Origin of the sequence: Parahalioglobus pacificus, assembly GCF_014652275.1 — a bacterium.
GTDB classification, from domain to species: Bacteria; Pseudomonadota; Gammaproteobacteria; order Pseudomonadales; family Halieaceae; genus Parahalioglobus; species Parahalioglobus pacificus.
This window is the reverse complement of record NZ_BMYM01000002.1, coordinates 1,006,208-1,022,064: the sequence shown is the minus strand read 5'-3', so window position 1 is coordinate 1,022,064 and position 15,857 is coordinate 1,006,208. Positions and strand designations below refer to the sequence as shown.

The 15,857-nt window shown below is 57.9% G+C and carries 15 protein-coding genes and 1 pseudogene; 6 read left to right on the top strand and 10 right to left on the bottom strand.

Annotated features, from left to right (window positions below; genetic code table 11):
- The 3 genes and pseudogenes from IE089_RS15815 to IE089_RS13420 all read right to left on the bottom strand — a co-directional run.
- A pseudogene (locus IE089_RS15815) lies at positions 1 to 534 on the bottom strand (collagen-like exosporium glycoprotein BclA1); the annotation flags it as partial.
- A 156-nt stretch (positions 535 to 690) separates the two neighbouring features.
- Positions 691 to 858, bottom strand: a complete 168-nt coding sequence (locus tag IE089_RS13425) for a CPXCG motif-containing cysteine-rich protein (protein ID WP_308428845.1) — start codon at positions 856 to 858, stop codon at positions 691 to 693.
- A gap of 46 nt (positions 859 to 904) precedes the next feature.
- Positions 905 to 2,413 carry a flavin-containing monooxygenase gene (locus IE089_RS13420; RefSeq protein WP_189478301.1) on the bottom strand — a complete coding sequence of 503 codons (1,509 nt, stop codon included), beginning with the start codon at positions 2,411 to 2,413 and terminating at the stop codon, positions 905 to 907.
- A 71-nt stretch (positions 2,414 to 2,484) separates the two neighbouring features.
- Between IE089_RS13420 and IE089_RS13415 the strand changes: the two genes are divergently transcribed.
- On the top strand, positions 2,485 to 3,528 hold the full coding sequence (locus IE089_RS13415; RefSeq protein WP_189478300.1) for an MBL fold metallo-hydrolase: 1,044 nt from the start codon (positions 2,485 to 2,487) through the stop codon (positions 3,526 to 3,528).
- Here IE089_RS13415 and IE089_RS13410 read toward each other — a convergent pair.
- Both IE089_RS13410 and IE089_RS13405 read right to left on the bottom strand, forming a co-directional pair.
- Positions 3,525 to 4,097, bottom strand: coding sequence for an LOG family protein (locus IE089_RS13410; protein ID WP_189478299.1), 573 nt, complete (start codon positions 4,095 to 4,097; stop codon positions 3,525 to 3,527). The genes IE089_RS13415 and IE089_RS13410 overlap by 4 nt on opposite strands.
- 2 nt (positions 4,098 to 4,099) lie before the next feature.
- Entirely contained in the window at positions 4,100 to 5,320 is a 1,221-nt protein-coding gene (locus IE089_RS13405) for an argininosuccinate synthase (protein ID WP_189478298.1), read from the bottom strand.
- A gap of 143 nt (positions 5,321 to 5,463) precedes the next feature.
- Here IE089_RS13405 and pyrC point away from each other — a divergent pair, with 143 nt between their 5' ends.
- Entirely contained in the window at positions 5,464 to 6,513 is a 1,050-nt protein-coding gene (gene pyrC / locus IE089_RS13400) for a dihydroorotase (protein ID WP_189478297.1), read from the top strand.
- Between the two features lie 7 nt (positions 6,514 to 6,520).
- The gene (gene rnt, locus IE089_RS13395) at positions 6,521 to 7,156 is read left to right on the top strand and encodes a ribonuclease T (RefSeq protein WP_189478296.1); all 636 of its coding nucleotides are present in this window, start codon (positions 6,521 to 6,523) and stop codon (positions 7,154 to 7,156) included.
- An 11-nt stretch (positions 7,157 to 7,167) separates the two neighbouring features.
- Here rnt and IE089_RS13390 read toward each other — a convergent pair whose 3' ends face one another.
- Genes IE089_RS13390 through mpl form a run of 4 tightly spaced genes read right to left on the bottom strand, consistent with a single transcriptional unit; the run spans position 7,168 to position 12,084 of the window.
- A complete protein-coding gene (locus tag IE089_RS13390) occupies positions 7,168 to 7,773 on the bottom strand; it encodes an LON peptidase substrate-binding domain-containing protein (protein WP_189478295.1) in 606 nt (201 codons plus the stop codon).
- Between the two features lie 3 nt (positions 7,774 to 7,776).
- Positions 7,777 to 8,049: a YkgJ family cysteine cluster protein gene (locus IE089_RS13385; protein ID WP_189478294.1), complete on the bottom strand. Its 273-nt coding sequence runs from the start codon at positions 8,047 to 8,049 to the stop codon at positions 7,777 to 7,779.
- The gene (locus tag IE089_RS13380; RefSeq protein WP_189478293.1) at positions 8,033 to 10,684 is read right to left on the bottom strand and encodes an efflux RND transporter permease subunit; all 2,652 of its coding nucleotides are present in this window, start codon (positions 10,682 to 10,684) and stop codon (positions 8,033 to 8,035) included. Before IE089_RS13380 ends, IE089_RS13385 begins: the two co-directional genes overlap by 17 nt.
- Entirely contained in the window at positions 10,681 to 12,084 is a 1,404-nt protein-coding gene (gene mpl, locus IE089_RS13375) for a UDP-N-acetylmuramate:L-alanyl-gamma-D-glutamyl-meso-diaminopimelate ligase (protein WP_189478292.1), read from the bottom strand. Before mpl ends, IE089_RS13380 begins: the two co-directional genes overlap by 4 nt.
- Positions 12,085 to 12,208: 124 nt before the next feature.
- Between mpl and IE089_RS13370 the strand changes: the two genes are divergently transcribed.
- Together IE089_RS13370 and IE089_RS13365 are read left to right on the top strand one after the other, a co-directional pair.
- Complete coding sequence (locus tag IE089_RS13370) at positions 12,209 to 13,471, top strand: 6-phosphofructokinase (RefSeq protein ID WP_189478291.1); 1,263 nt, start codon at positions 12,209 to 12,211, stop codon at positions 13,469 to 13,471.
- Between the two features lie 123 nt (positions 13,472 to 13,594).
- Complete coding sequence (locus tag IE089_RS13365) at positions 13,595 to 14,245, top strand: inorganic pyrophosphatase (protein ID WP_189478290.1); 651 nt, start codon at positions 13,595 to 13,597, stop codon at positions 14,243 to 14,245.
- Here the strand turns inward: IE089_RS13365 and IE089_RS13360 are convergent, their stop codons facing one another.
- Entirely contained in the window at positions 14,246 to 14,965 is a 720-nt protein-coding gene (locus tag IE089_RS13360; protein ID WP_229802757.1) for a M15 family metallopeptidase, read from the bottom strand.
- A 129-nt stretch (positions 14,966 to 15,094) separates the two neighbouring features.
- On the opposite strand from IE089_RS13360, the gene IE089_RS13355 reads away from it, so the two are divergent.
- Positions 15,095 to 15,847 (top strand): hypothetical protein, encoded by a 753-nt coding sequence (locus IE089_RS13355; protein ID WP_189478289.1) that lies wholly within the window; start codon positions 15,095 to 15,097, stop codon positions 15,845 to 15,847.
- The last annotated feature ends 10 nt before the right edge of the window (positions 15,848 to 15,857 follow it).

The window sequence follows — 15,857 nt, the reverse complement described above, 5'->3', positions numbered from 1 at the left end:
ACCGGTTGCTCCTGCAGGCCCGACCAAGCTCACTGGCGGCGTTGAGGGCGTAACCCATGCACCGCCCGCTTTGGGGCCGTAAAGTTCATTCGTGGCTGAGTCGATGTAGTAATCGCCGTCAACGCCATCGGCGCCGTCATCGGGGGCACCGCTGCCATTGAGCACGGTATTGCCGTCAGTTCCTGTGGCGCCCGTCGGTCCGACAGCACCTGTGGGGCCAACAGGACCCACCGCACCCTGAGGGCCAGTGGGCCCTTGCACGCCTGCCGTACCGGGCGCGCCGGTTGCCCCCGTCGCACCGGTGGGACCAGCAGCACCCGTTGCACCTGTCGGTCCAGTGACACCTTGAGGACCTGTAGGGCCAACATTCGATCCCGCTACGCAGTTGGTGACTTCTCCTGTCGCTGTGTTGTAGCAAAGTGGCTCGTTATTTTGCGCCGTGCCAACGACGTCAGGTAGGCGCACAATCCCACGCACATTTACTGCACCACCGGGCGCAGGAGCGATATCCACGTCTTGCGAGTAGGCTGCCACAGAGCCCATTAACACCGACACGGTCGCGGTGTAGAGGAGCCTTCGACGGAATCGAGGCGGGAAACTTTTCTTTCTATTTTTCAATGTTGCTAGCCGTGGGAGCGGACAGCGTTATTCTGCCAAATGTAAGTAGTCGTTAACAACCGGTGTGAGTAATTAGACCCCTTCTTGTGTGATGGATATCACGACTTCGCCATCTAATCCTTCGCTCACGGAAAACTCTATCGGCTGGCAACACACCTGGCAGTCCTCTATGTAGCTTTCTCCAAGGTCTCCAGGGTCGATCAGCACGTCAATCGACTCCCAGCAATAGGGACAGATCACTGACGACTCTTGCAGTTGAAAACTCACAACTCGGCTAGCGACAAGTTTACGCGGCTCGATTCGATGATCCTTGGTACTTGGAATGGTCGGGCATTACCGAAAATACCAGGGCACCATCATCTATCTCGCCCTTCAGGAACATGTCGCGGTCTTTGGCGTAGTTCTGTGGGTTCACCCACGGCGCTGCATCGCCCTGGCGCGGGAACAGGTGCATCACACGCTCCATGTAACCCGGGTTGAACTCGTCAATCCAGCGACGGGCAGCCATACCCTGTTTGGCCTCGGGCACCACAGGCTCAACCGATAGGGCCCCTTTCTCGCGCATTGTGTTCAGCAGCCGGCATGTCCATTGCGCAATCAGGTCTGCGCGCAGTGTCCAGGACGCATTGATGTAACCGAAGGTCATCACCATGTTGGGGATGTCGGAAATCATCATGCCTTTGTAGGTCCAGTGTTTGGCGAAGTCGAGGGCCTGACCATCGCGGGTGAAGTGCGCGTCGCCCATCATCACCAATTCCAAACCTGTGGCACTGACGATAATGTCGGCATCTAGTTGCTCGCCGGACTTCAAGAGAATGCCACCCTCAGTGAAGCGCTCTATATGGTCAGTAGCCACCCGCGCCTTGCCTTCCCGCAGAACGGAGAACAGATCACTGTCTGGCACCAGGCACAGCCGCTGATCCCAGGGGTTATAGCTGGGCGTGAAGTGTTTCTCCACATCGTAATCAGGGCCAAGCTCGTCGCGCACAAATCCTAACAAGCGCTGCTTCAGCTTCTCGGGCTTGCGGCGAGCCAACCCATACAGCCACTGCTGCATGCGCGTGTTCTTGAAGCGCGTCACCGCGTAGGCCCATTTCTCGGGCAAGATTTTTCGTAAACCGTTGGCAATTCGGTCACGACTCGGTCGCGACACCACGTAGGTGGGCGAACGCTGCAACATAACCACCTCTCGCGCACCACCCTCGGCCATGGCCGGCACCAAGGTCATCGCCGTCGCGCCCGACCCAATCACCACTACCCGCTTATCGCTGTAATCCAGATCCTCCGGCCAGAACTGCGGACAGATAACTGGCCCTGTGAACGCCTCGCGCCCCGGGAATTTCGGCATATGCCCACGGTCGTAGCTGTAATAGCCAGAGCACATAAACAGGAATCGGGTTACCAGCTGCGATTGGCTGCCGTCTCCGTGCGCAACGGTCACCTGCCACGTTGCAGTCGCAGAATCCCAGTCCGCAGCGGTGAGTTGATGATCAAAACGGATGTGATCCTGGATGTTGTATTCACTCGCCGCCTCTTGAATGTAAGCCCGGATAGAGGGGCCGTCGGCGATGGCTTTGGGGTTCTGCCAGGGCTTAAAGCTGTATCCCAGCGTGTGCATGTCACTGTCAGAACGAATACCGGGATAGCGAAAGATGTCCCAGGTGCCACCCAAAGACTCACGTCGCTCGATGATCGCGTAGCGGTGGTCGGGGCAATGCGTCTGTAAATGCACCGCCGCCCCGATGCCCGAGAGGCCCGCACCCACGATCAATACATCTAATACTTCCTGACTCATTACCTCAATTCTCCTGTCTTCCGCCGGAGGCTAGCGCTGATCCGCCTGTGCCGCCGTGTCGTACCGCCACTATGCAATGCCGATACCATTTATTCGCTCTCATCGTTTTGCCCCTGCTGGCGAGCTGCTTCGCAGCGCCCGGCTATCAGGGGCCCGAGAGCGATCACTTCGATGGTAAGGTGTTTTCAAACACCGTGCCGATGGAAAAATCGGCGGGCGATATGATTCGCCTCGGATGGGGGAGTCTCACACAGGCAGCCGATTGGCCGCAATGGGTAGACACAGAGCAGCAATCGATCACGCAGGAAAGGCTGGAGCAGGGCCTTTCCGTCACCTTCATCAACCACGCGTCGTTCCTGATACAGGTCGATGGCATCAACATTCTCACTGACCCAGTGTACTCCGAACGGACCAGTCCTGTGGGCTGGGCAGGGCCAAAACGCGTGAATGCGCCGGGCGTGGCCTTGGAGGCCCTGCCCCCCATCGACATGATTCTCATTAGTCATAATCACTACGACCATCTAGACACCGACACGTTATCCGCGCTGATAGCACAACGAGAACAGCCACCCCTGATTCTTGCGGGCCTGGGCAATGGCGCCCTGCTGAGAGAGATTGGCGCGACCGCCTACCAGGATATGGACTGGGGTGACTCAACAACCTTCAACGATACCGAGTTTATCTTTGCGGAGTGTCGACATCGGTCTGGTCGAGGCATCTCCGACCAGATGAAAACCCTATGGGGCGCCTTTGTGATCAAAACACCCAGTGGAAATTTGTATTTTGGCGGCGACACCGGCTACGGCGCCCACTTCAAGGCCACGGGCGAAGCACACGGCCCGTTTTTATTGTCTCTACTACCCATAGGTGCTTACGAGCCGCGCTGGTTCATGCGCGATGTCCATCTCAATCCCGAGGAGGCAGTGAGAGCCCATCAAGACCTTCGCAGTCAACGCAGCATCGGCATGCATTTCGGTACCTTTCAGCTCACCTACGAGCCGATCAACAAGCCGGTGGAGGACTTAGCTGTCGCAATGGAGGCTGCCAGCATAGCGCCGCCCGACTTTAGAGTGATGACTTTAGGTGAAACCTGGCGAGTCGTTCCTGACGATTAGTCCATCCACTTATCGACGGCGATTGCCTGGCTGTCGCCCAGCCGCTTGAGCAGCACATGAGGTTCTGTCTCCACCTGCAACACTTCACGGTGCTCAGCCCGCACAAAGCGCTGCTCCACCATGGTGTCGAGAAAGCGCAACAGGTCGTCGTAATAGCCCGCCGTGTTCAGCAACCCCACAGGCTTGGCGTGAAAGCCGAGCTGGTTCCAGGTCCACACCTCGAACAGCTCTTCCATGGTGCCTAATCCACCGGGCATGGCGATCATGGCATCCGAACGTTCAAACATGGCCATTTTGCGGTGATGCATGGAGTCCACCACCTGCAACTCCGTCAGCCCATGGTGCTGAACCTCTTTCTCGGCGATATCGCGCGGGATGATGCCGACCACTTCGCCGCCAGCGGCCAAGGCAGCATCGGCGGCTTCGCCCATCAAACCCACATGCCCGCCGCCGTAGACGAGAGTGATCCCCGCATTAGCCAGACACTCGGCCATCGTCCTGGCGGCCTCAGCAAAGGCAGGATTCGCGCCCGGGCTGGAACCGGTGTACAGACAGACCGAGCGCAACACAGCTAGCGGACCGATCGCCCTTTGTTGGCGGCAATGCGCAAGCGCAGTGCATTGAGCTTGATGAAGCCCTCCGCATCCGCCTGGTCATAGGCGCCAGCGTCTTCCTCAAAGGTCGCAATGTGCTCATCAAAGAGGCTGTCTTTGGACTGACGACCTGCAACGATCACATTGCCTTTATACAGCTTCAGCCGAACGCGACCATTGACCGTTTCCTGCGACGCATCGATCGCAGCCTGCAGCATCTTGCGCTCGGGTGACCACCAGTAGCCGTTGTAGATGAGGGTGGCATAGCGTGGCATTAACTCGTCTTTCAGGTGCGCGACTTCACGGTCCAGCGTGAGTGACTCAATTGCACGGTGCGCCTTTAGCATGATGGTACCGCCGGGAGTCTCGTAACATCCGCGCGATTTCATACCCACGTAGCGATTCTCAACAATGTCGTCGCGGCCAATTCCATTGGCACCACCGATGCGGTTCAGGGTCTCCAGCACGGTCGCCGGCGACATCGCCTCGCCATCGATAGCCACAATGTCACCGCGCTCGAAGTCCAGCTCAACGTAGGTGGGTTCATCCGGTGCTGCCTCAGGACTCACAGACCAGCGCCACATATCCTCTTCGGATTCAGCCCAGGGGTCTTCCAACACACCACCTTCATAAGAGATGTGCAGCAGGTTGGCGTCCATGGAGTACGGGGACTTTTTCTTGGAGCTTGAGAAATCAACGGGAATATCGCGCTCCTCGCAATAGGCCATCAATGACTCGCGAGAACCCAGATCCCACTCACGCCACGGGGCGATCACCTGAATACCCGGCTTCAACGCGTAAGCACCAAGCTCAAAACGGACCTGGTCATTACCCTTGCCCGTGGCGCCGTGTGAGATCGCATCTGCACCCGTTTCGTTGGCAATATCAATCAAACGCTTGGCAATCAGTGGTCGGGCAATCGAGGTGCCCAGAAGATATTCACCCTCATAGACGGTATTTGCGCGGAACATGGGATACACAAAGTCCCTCACGAACTCCTCGCGCAGGTCATCGATGTAGATTTCTTTAATGCCCAATGCCTCGGCTTTGGCTCGAGCGGGTTCTACTTCCTCACCCTGACCAATATCCGCGGTGAAAGTCACCACCTCACAGCCATAGGTATCCTGCAGCCAGCGAACAATCACGGAGGTATCCAGGCCTCCTGAGTAAGCGAGTACCACTTTTTTGATATCTGACATCGGGCAATCCCTCTTACTGGGTTAAAAATGGGGCGCATAGTGTACTCTCGGGCCGGCATTCTGCACAGGCGCAGCAAGGCTTAAGTTTCTCGCGCATCGAGATTCCGGTAGCATGGCGGCTTTCTCTGTTCTGGCCCAATGTCGTGAATGAACTGACGCTAACCCGCCCCGACGACTGGCATGTCCACCTGCGCGACGGCGATGCTCTGAGTACCACCTGCGCCGACATGGCGCGCTATTTCCAGCGTGCCATCGTCATGCCCAACCTGACACCGCCGGTCACTACCGTGGCGCTGGCAGCCCAGTACCGCGATCGCATTAACGCTGCTATGGCGGGCCTTCCCCACACTTTCGAGCCCCTGATGACGCTGTACCTGACCGACCAAACCAGCGCGGAAGAAGTGGAGCTGGCGGCAAACTCCAGCCATGTGAAAGGCGTAAAGCTCTACCCGGCAGGGGCAACCACCAACTCCGATGCGGGCGTTGCTGAGCTAGACGGCCTGTACCCCACGTTAGAAGCCATGGAGAAGCACGACCTGCCATTACTGATACACGGCGAGGTCACCGATCATGACATCGATATTTTCGACCGCGAGAAAGTCTTCATCGACCGCCATTTGGCGCCGATTGCCCAGCGCTTTCCCTGTCTAAGAATCGTACTAGAGCACATCACCACCAAAGATGCGGTGGACTTTGTGCGGGAATCGCCCGCCAATGTGGGCGCGACAATCACTGTTCACCACCTGTTGCTGAACCGAAACGACATGCTGGTCGGCGGCATACGCCCTCACTACTACTGTCTGCCTATTTTAAAACGTCAGCTGCATCAGGCTGCGCTTCTGGGCGCCGCGACCTCAGGGAATCCCAAGTTTTTCCTGGGCACCGATTCCGCGCCGCATACCACTCACAGCAAAGAATCCAGCTGCGGCTGTGCTGGCGCCTACACAGCGCATGCCGCCATTGAACTCTACGCCGAAGCGTTTGATGGCGAAAATGCCCTCGATAAATTGGAGGGCTTTGCCTCCCATTTTGGGCCAGATTTCTACCGCCTGCCGCGCAATACAGACACCATCACGCTGCGACGCGAGACCTGGGAGGTGCCCGGATCATTGCCACTGGGTACAGAATCATCACTGACCCCCTTACGCGCCAACGAGAGTGTGGCCTGGCGCGTCGTCAGCGCCGCGAGCTGAGGCCTTGATGCTGGACACAGAACATCGCATGGCGGATCGCTTCCGCGGCTTCCTGCCAGTGGTGGTAGACGTCGAAACGGGCGGCTTCGTCTCGGCCACCGACGCCATCCTGGAAATAGCGGCCACGCTGATTCGCATGGATGAGGATGGACGACTAAACGTTCACCGCACCCTGAACTTCAATATCAAGCCCTTTGAAGGTGCCAATATTGAACAGGCTGCACTGGACTTCACCGGCATCGATCCACACCACCCCTTCCGGGAGGCGGTGGACGAGGAAGAAGCACTGGGCGAGTTGTTCCGGGCAATCCGAAAGGAAATTCGGGATCAGGGCTGCAATCGCGCCATACTGGTTGGCCACAATGCCCACTTCGATGCGGGCTTTGTGAATGCCGCTGTCGAGCGCTGCGGCATCAAGCGAAACCCCTTTCATCCGTTCTCGCACTTCGACACTGCCACGCTGTCGGGACTCGCCTACGGACAAACTGTGCTGGCCAAGGCCTGCGGAGAGGCCGGCATTGCCTTCGACAACTCAGAGGCACATTCAGCTGCGTACGATGCAGAACGCACCGCCGAGCTATTCTGTGAAATCGTTAACCGGTGGAAAGACTCCGGCGGCTGGATGCCCGCCTTCGAGGACTAGAACCTAGCCGCTCAGGCCTGGCTGTCCTCGCCACTAATCTCGTTCAATACCAATTCCAGCTCACGTACCACTGCCTCGATGGAATCCAACGTGAGTAGCTCGTACTTTAGCGACTCATCCAGGGGCAACAGCTGAGCAAGGGTGTAGGCCACTTGCCAGGCATCGTTGTAATCCACCGCCAATCCCATACGCTGCACGTGAGGGTGGTTTTCAAGACTGCGCAACACTGCTACCAGCGATTGCCAAACCTCGAGAACGGGTTCAGGTTCAGGCTTCGGCTTTAGATCAACGTGGCCCATCACCAGCCCGCTATCCGCTCGATCACTACTGTGCAGATCAAATCGCTCGCCACCAGCGATCGTGACGCCCAGCAAACCATTGGGAAGCTGATCCCAATCGACAATGCGCGCATAACAGCCTACGCCAGCCAGCTGAGGCTCACCTGATTGCGACGCGGCCACCTCGGCGCCTTTCAGCAACCAAATCACGCCGAAGCCAGTGTCATTGCGCATACAGTCCCGCACGAGATCCAGATAGCGCCGTTCGAAAATCTGTAGCGGCATGCGCCCATGCGGCAACAGCACCGCCGACAGGGGGAAAAGGGATATTTCAGTCATTACTCACGGTACCGAGCGCCCATCGGGCAGGCTGTCCATTTCCAATTGATCCAGAATAGTAATGGCTTGTTCCGGTGAACTGCCACACACCTCGACCGATGCCTGAAAATCGCCGCAAGCTGCTGGTCTGCGTGGGTCGCCAAACAGGCGGCACCGGCGCTGTTCATCCAGATGCACACAGACAATGCCCGCCGCTTTTCCCTCTGGCATCCCATAGAACGGCGTATTGATAGAGGGGGAAATGCAACAGGCGCCGCACTCAGGACGACACTGCACCCGCGTCCCCTTCAGGCCCCAGTGGCTTGAACACCAGAATCAATTGGGGCAGCAACAGCAGCGCGCCCAAGACCGCGACAACCATGGCAAGCACGGTCAGCAGACCGAAGTAGATGCTTGGGTTGAAGTTCGACAGCGTTAGCATCGAAAAACCAATAACGACGGTAATGGTGGTGTAGTACATGGCACGGCCAATACTGCCGTGGCAGCGATACATGCTCTGACGGTAATCGCGGTCAACCTTGAATTCACGGATAAAGCGATGAACGTAATGGATGCAATCGTCCACGCCGATGCCCACCACAATGGCTGCTATCGTGATGGTCATGATATCGAGCGGGATTCCCAGCACTCCCATGGTGCCCAGCACCAGCCCTGCGGCCAGCAGATTGGGTGCCAGGGCAATCAGCGCCAAACGCAATGAGCGGAACAGGAGCCAAAACATCACAGTAATGGCAAGGAACACCACACCAAGCGTCAATATCTGTGATTTGAACAAGCTCTGGAGCACATTGTTATAGAGCACCAGCATGCCGGTGAACTTCACTTGCTCAGGTGCCAGGCCCAGCCCGTCAGTCAGTTCCTGATGCAGTTCTTTCAGGAACGCATCGCGACGCAGCTCCTTGCTGGTCTCCATGGCACGCAGGGTTACCCTGGCCTGTTCATCCTCTACTGAGAAATACGGATTCACCATGAGATCCGCAATATCCTGCGGCAATGAGCGCTGTACCAGTGCCAATTCAACACTGCCAATGTCTGCGCCCAGCAGGTCTTTTACCACGGCGAAGGTGGTCGACAGGGAAAGCACCTTGCCGGTCTCAGTACGTGCATCCACCAAATTGTGCACCGCGTCGATGGTGCGCAGACCCTCGTAGCTGAACCAATAGCTGGGTTTGAAGGATTCTTCGGTAGCGAAGGCATCACCCTCGTCACCGAACCCATCGCCAAAGTCATCCCCAAAGCCATCGTCCCACTCATCCAGAGATTCGCCAGACACTGCGCTGGTATCCACAGGCGCAAAGTCATCAAAGTCTTCAGCGAACTCATCATCGGCACTGACGGGCGTCGCATCCGCTGCAGGTGCAACAGCCTCGAGACCGGGCAATGGCTGGCTGGTATCCGGTGCCGAAATCACGATATCCAGAGGGATGGTGCCGCCAAGCTTGGAGTCCAGCAACTCCATGCCCTGATAGATCTCGGTGGTGTCCTTGAAATAGTCGATGAACCGGTTTTCAACCTGCAGACGACTCACACCCCAAAACACTACGCCCACCAGCACGGCGGTCACTAACAGAATACCGGTGCCGTGTTTATCCGTAATGGCCGCAAACTTAACCGTCATCGCCTGATGGACAGCGCCGTACTTGAAGGGCCGGCCCTTGGGCCAGACCAGCATCATGCAAGGCACGATAACGAACGCCAGTAACAGCGCGAGTACGATTCCCACTGTCATCATGTAACCGAAATCAATCACTGGCTGGATACCGGATACCACCAGCGAAACAAACGCGACCACGGTGGTCGCACCGGTGTACAGGCAGGGTACTGCCATCAAGCGAACAGCATCGCGAACCCGTACATACAGATCCCCGTCAGGATCCTCAGCATGAAGCTCGCGATATCGCACGATCAGGTGAATGGCGATTGCGAGGGTAATAATCAGCAGCACGGCCACGAAATTCGAGGAGATGACTGTCATCCGCCAATCCAGGAAACCCAGCAAGCCCAACATCACGGTCACCGTGACCACGCAGGTGACCAAAGGAATCACAACCCAGCGAACGCGCCGGAAAATCAGCGCAAGCACCACCAACATGACGCCGATGATGGCGCTACCGAACAGCACCAGATCACTGCGTACAAAGCTGACCATATCCGAAGCGATCATCGGAACACCACCCACAAAAATCTGGGCATGGCCCCGATACGCATCAGCAATGTTGCGAACCTCAGCGACCAGCCGGCTCTGTTGTTCCAGCGCGACTGAGGAGTGTTGTTTGAAGGCTTCCTCGATGCGCGCAAGCTCAACCTGCCCCGCAGCATCCAGTGCATCGCGGCGCGCCAATCGCCGCAACTCCTCGCGCTCATCCAGCAACGTAAAGTAGGTGACATCGCGGGCCAGATTCACCTGTACCGCCGTCAGGTCGCCGCCCTCACTCACCAATAGGTTGGCGTAGATCGGGCTGGTGGTGAATTCCGTCAAGGCCAAACCGCGATCCAGGTCCGGCGTTTCCAGCGTGGGCAGCCCCTCGCCGGCGGTGATGTCAGACAGTCCCACCGGTGGGCTTTCCAACAACGGCACGTCCCAGACCGTAGTAACGGAGGACACACCGGGCAAAGCGCGCAGCTCATCCGCCATCGCTCGCAAGGGAATCAGCGACTCATCGCCCAACAGCGGCCCATCCGGCGCCCAGGTGAGCAGCAAAAACTCTTCGGCACGGTAGGCTTCACCGATTTCGCGGAAGAACTCCAGGTCGGGGTCGCCCTGCAGCAGCAGAGAGTCCGCCGAGGCATCCAGCTTGATCTTGGGCACCTGCGAAAGGGCCAGCAGGAATACCACGGCGACTATGGCCAGAGACAGCCACGGTCTGGCCAAGACGGTACGCTCATAGGCGTCAGTGAGCCCGTTGCTCATGAATTGCTGTTCTCCCGCAGCTTTTCCAACAGGCGACCGTGGATCCCACCGAAGCCCCCATTGCTCATAATTACTATGACATCGCCAGGCTGCGAGTCGTTCACAACGACCGCAATTAACTCGTCAATATCCTGTGCCAGCGAGGCCGGTACTTGGCTCTCGCTAATCACGGTATCCAAGGACCATTCCATGCCTGGCGGTTGATACCAGTACACACGATCGGCATCCGCAGTTGCCGCCGCGAGCGACGCACGATGCTCTCCCATACGCATGGTGTTGGATCGCGGTTCGATCAGAGCAACTACCCTGCCCTGTGCCTCGCTGGCACGCAGCCCAGCCAGCGTGGACGCGATGGCTGTGGGGTGATGCGCGAAATCGTCGTAAACCCAGACGCCTCGCTCAGTACCCAGCAGCTCCAGACGCCGCTTAACGCCAGTGAAGCCATTCAGCGCTGCCACTGCATCGCGGGGCATCACCCCCACATGGCGTGCTGCTGCGAGGGCAGCCAGTGCATTCTCCATATTATGTAACCCACGGAACTGCCAACGGACTTCCAGATCCGGGCTATCCGGTCCCTGCACCGTGAAAGCGGATCCGTCGGGTGCCAACAGGTTGGCAGACCAATCAGCGGCGCCTTCAACACTGAAGCTTTGACAGGGCGTCCAGCAGCCCTGCGCCAAGGTATCGTTGATAGCGCCCGTAGCGTCTCGGTGTACCACAAGGCCCTCACCCGGCACGCAGCGCACCAAATGGTGGAACTGTCGCTGTATCGCAGCGAGATCCGGGAAGATATCGGCGTGATCAAATTCAAGGTTGTTGATGGTCAGTGTACGGGGACGGTAGTGGACAAACTTCGAACGCTTATCAAAGAACGCCGTATCGTACTCATCGGCTTCTACCACGAAAAAATCCGACTCGCCGCTGCGCGCTGAAACGCCAAAGTTGGCAGGCACGCCACCAATGAGGAATCCCGGGGACATGTCCGCGTGTTCCAGTATCCATGCCAGCATACTGCTGGTGGTGGTTTTTCCGTGGGTGCCCGACACCGCCAGCACCCATTTGTCGGCGAGCAGGTTTTCAGCTAGCCACTGGGGCCCAGAGGTGTAAGGAATACCTGCGTTCAACAGGTACTCAATAGCCGGGTTGCCCCGGGTCATCGCATTGCCCACTACCACGACGTCGGGGGCCGGCTGCAAATGTGCCGCCTCATACCCTTCCATCAACTCAATGCCGGCATCCTGCAATTGGGTACTCATGGGCGGGTAGACGTTGGCATCTGACCCGGTAACGCGGAACCCCCGCTCGCGAGCCAGCAGAGCGATACCTCCCATGAAGGTGCCGCAGATACCCAGAATATGAATGTGACCGGCCACAATGCACCCTCGTTTCGCAGCGCGCATGGTAGCACGCAGCCTGAAACAAGGGAGTACAGGAGTCCACAATTGACGGGCTTTCCCGTATGATTCGCCCCTCACTTAACGGGTCCACTGCGGGACCCTCTTTCAGACCTTCACTGGAGCACCAATGGCTCGCAAAAATGCTTTCTATGCACAGTCGGGCGGCGTTACCGCTGTGATCAATGCCTCGGCGTGTGGTGTCATTGAGACGGCTCGCGCTAACCGCAATACCATCGGCAAAGTGTATGCGGGACGCAACGGCATTATTGGTGCACTTCGCGAAGACCTCATCGACACCAGCAAGGAATCAAAAACTGCGATCCGTGGCCTGTTGTCTACACCGAGCGGCGCCTTTGGTTCCTGCCGGCATAAGCTGAAGTCACTGGAAGAAAATAGGGCCGAGTACGAGCGCCTTATCGAAGTATTTCGTGCACACAACATCGGTTACTTCTTTTACAACGGCGGTGGCGATTCCGCAGACACCTGCCTGAAAGTATCCCAGCTCAGCGAATCCATGGGGTACCCACTGCAGGCCATCCACATTCCCAAGACCATCGACAACGACCTGCCACTGACAGACAACTGTCCCGGCTTCGGTTCGGTGGCGAAATACGTGGCTATTTCAACCCGCGAAGCCGCTATGGATGTGGCGTCGATGTGCGAAACCTCAACCAAGGTTTTCGTTCTGGAGGTTATGGGAAGGCACGCAGGCTGGATTGCCGCTGCCTCGGGCCTGGCGGCAGAAGAAAAAGGCGACGCGCCGCATATCATCCTGTTCCCGGAAGTGCCCTTCGACAAGACAACATTTCTGGCCAAGGTGCAGGCGACCGTTAAGAAGAACGGCTATTGCGTGGTTGTGGCCTCTGAGGGTGCGCAGTACGCGGACGGCACTTTCCTCACCGACTCCGGCACTCGCGACGCCTTCGGACACGCCCAACTGGGCGGACTGGCACCCACACTGGCCGGCATGATCAAGTCCGAGTTGGGCTATAAGTATCACTGGGCAGTGGCGGATTACCTGCAGCGCTCAGCCCGTCATATTGCATCGGCAACCGATGTTGAGCAGGCCTACGCCCTGGGCAAGGCGGGTGTGGAATTCGCGTTAGCGGGCAAAAACGCCGTGATGCCTGCCATCGTACGCGGCAGTGGCAAGCGTTATAGCTGGCGCATCGGCGAAGCCCCACTGCATAAGGTGGCCAACAAAGAAAAAATGATGCCCAAGCGCTACATCACTCGAGACGGTTTTGGCATCACCGCCGCCGGCCGCGAGTATCTGGCGCCGCTGATCACAGGCGAGGCTTACCCAGAGTACCGCAACGGCATGCCCCGCTACGTGCGACTGAAAAACGCGTCGGTGCCTCGCAAGCTCAAGGACAGCTTCACCGTGTAAATACGCCAACGCCTGGTGCTTTTCCGGCACCCCGGCCAATCCCGCCCGCGAGGCGGGATTTTTGTGTGTGCAGGCTGTACAATGCGCGCCCCCATAGTGATGACACCCTTGAGGAATTGACCTGTGTACAGCAACAACACTTACAACCGCTGGCGTCGCCATCCCTGGCACGGCCTGCACGCACGCCCTGAAGATGCCGCTGAAGACATCGTTCAGGTGTACGTCGAGATGACGCCTTCCGACGTCGTGAAGTATGAGTTGGATAAGAACTCTGGCTTCCTGATGGTCGATCGTCCTCAACGGACCACCTCTAGCCCCCCCGCTCTGTACGGTCTGATTCCTCGCACCTACTGTGCGGAAGAAGTTGCAGCGCGCTGCCCGGATGCCGACGAAGCTGATGGCGACCCGCTGGACATCTGCATCTTTTCAGAGCGTCTGATCAACCGCGCAGACATTATCCTGAATGCGCGTGTTTTGGGCGGCATCCAGATGATCGATGGTGGTGAGGCCGACGACAAGATCGTTGCTGTTCTGGAGGGCGATAACATCTGGGGCGACGTTCACGATCTGTCTGACCTGCCTGACATCAAGATCGAGCGCCTGCAGCACTACTTCTCAACGTACAAGATGATTCCTGGCAAAGACGCCAACATCAAAGTTGATTTCGTTTACGGCCGCGAAGAAGCACTGAAAGTTATCGCCGCCGCCGAGAAGGACTACTGGAACCACTACGGTCATCTGCACGACCAGGCCAAGGCTCGCGCCTCGTCCTGATCACACCGGCCCGGGGCACCAGTCCTCTGGCACTGTAACATAACGCTCAAAGAGCTGGTCGAGGCTATCCTCGGCCAGCACTCTCCATGCTTCATCCTCGTCGCCTAGCGCCTGTGACCAAACTGAGACCACAACCTCAGGCGTAAGCTCATGCTCGCACTGGCGGGCCAGTGGTGCGTAACTCAAATGCCAGCGCTCCACGGCAACACCGCCCCGATCACTTTGGTAGGGCCGATAAAAGCCGAACGACGCATCCCTTGCCATGCGGCTATCTAACCAAGCGTGCAAGGGCCCAAACACGCCATCCGCCGCGACTTCCTCGGGCACCAGCTGCACGGCATAGTCATCCGGAACGGCTGCAGCGTCATACACATCGAGATCAGTGCCCCAGTGGTGGCGGGAAGCTCCCGGCAGCGCAGAAAAGCGCAGAATCGCGTGCAGGCGCTGAAGTGGCGTCATGACATCGAGATCAACAACGCTGCCCGCGTCGTCATGTACGGCTCGCTCGCCGCTGGCCTTGGCATTGACGATCGCGCGCTGACGTTCGAATGAGCGAAAGCCACTGACCACCTGTAGGTCAAAACCCGCATCAGCCGCAGCGCGCTGCAATTGCGACAGCGGGGCTATCACATCCCGATGCAGGCGCTGGCCATTAGCAAGTGTCACCAGCTGCCGTTCGTCACGCCCCGTCAGGTACTCAATGCGGCTACTATCCAGCAAGGCCTGCGCTCCACTGTGTCTGTTTCAAAATTGTCCGCCATCGCTATCCAGACGACTGGCGCCAGCGGTGCTGACGATCAATACTACACTCCACCTGTTTAGATTGCCGAGCCCGGAGAGGTTTCCACAATGCTTCATCTGTCCTTCAGTCCTGCCCGTCCACCCAGCGTGCTGATGCTATTGCTCTCTCTTGCGACGCCGCTGTCCTTCGCCGATACCGCCGTCGTTGAAACTGCCCAGGGCGCTACCATGACCTATGAATATGAAGGGGATAGCTTGCGCCTCACGCCAGACCGCGACAACCCGCAAAACTATACGATCTTGCGCGATGGCACGCTTTTCTCAGTCTCAGAGACCAATGGCGAACCTACCGTAATCAATGTAAGCCAGGCGATGGCGCTTTTGGGAGCCGCTGTGCAGCAGGCGGCGCCCGGGGCCGCCAACGCGCGTGTTGAAAGCCTCACCAAAACCGGACGCAAGGAAACCGTGGCCAATATAGAGGGCGAGGTCTACGACATCACCTTCGTTGACTTTGATGGCAAGACGCAACGCGCACAGATGGTGCTTTCGAAAGACCCTCGCGCGGTACGTTTCCGTGATGCCGTATTTACGTTTGCCACCGTTGTCACCGAGAGCATGGGGCAAGAGATTGATCAGGAGCAGCTACAGAGTCAGCTGATCGCCGAAAATCTCGGCGTGCTGCGTTATGGCGACGATCTGAGCGTGGCCGTGATACAGGAAGACACCATTAACCCGCAGCGCTTTGAACTGCCGGCACCGCCCATCGACATGAGCAATCTGGGCGGCCTGCAGAATATGCTCAAGGGCAGCAGCGACAATAGCGATATGAGTAAAGCTTTCGACAAATTGCTCGGTAATTGAGGTGCGGCAG

What these genes read in the sequence shown, in the direction of transcription:
- IE089_RS13420 (WP_189478301.1), bottom strand. Translation starts at nt 2,413, where the DNA reads ATGAGTCAGGAAGTATTAGATGTATTGATCGTGGGTGCGGGCCTCTCG.
- IE089_RS13380 (WP_189478293.1), bottom strand. Translation starts at nt 10,684, where the DNA reads ATGAGCAACGGGCTCACTGACGCCTATGAGCGTACCGTCTTGGCCAGA.
- IE089_RS13390 (WP_189478295.1), bottom strand. Translation starts at nt 7,773, where the DNA reads ATGACTGAAATATCCCTTTTCCCCCTGTCGGCGGTGCTGTTGCCGCAT.
- IE089_RS13415 (WP_189478300.1), top strand. Translation starts at nt 2,485, where the DNA reads ATGCAATGCCGATACCATTTATTCGCTCTCATCGTTTTGCCCCTGCTG.
- IE089_RS13370 (WP_189478291.1), top strand. Translation starts at nt 12,209, where the DNA reads ATGGCTCGCAAAAATGCTTTCTATGCACAGTCGGGCGGCGTTACCGCT.
- IE089_RS13405 (WP_189478298.1), bottom strand. Translation starts at nt 5,320, where the DNA reads ATGTCAGATATCAAAAAAGTGGTACTCGCTTACTCAGGAGGCCTGGAT.
- IE089_RS13355 (WP_189478289.1), top strand. Translation starts at nt 15,095, where the DNA reads ATGCTTCATCTGTCCTTCAGTCCTGCCCGTCCACCCAGCGTGCTGATG.
- mpl (WP_189478292.1), bottom strand. Translation starts at nt 12,084, where the DNA reads ATGCGCGCTGCGAAACGAGGGTGCATTGTGGCCGGTCACATTCATATT.
- rnt (WP_189478296.1), top strand. Translation starts at nt 6,521, where the DNA reads ATGCTGGACACAGAACATCGCATGGCGGATCGCTTCCGCGGCTTCCTG.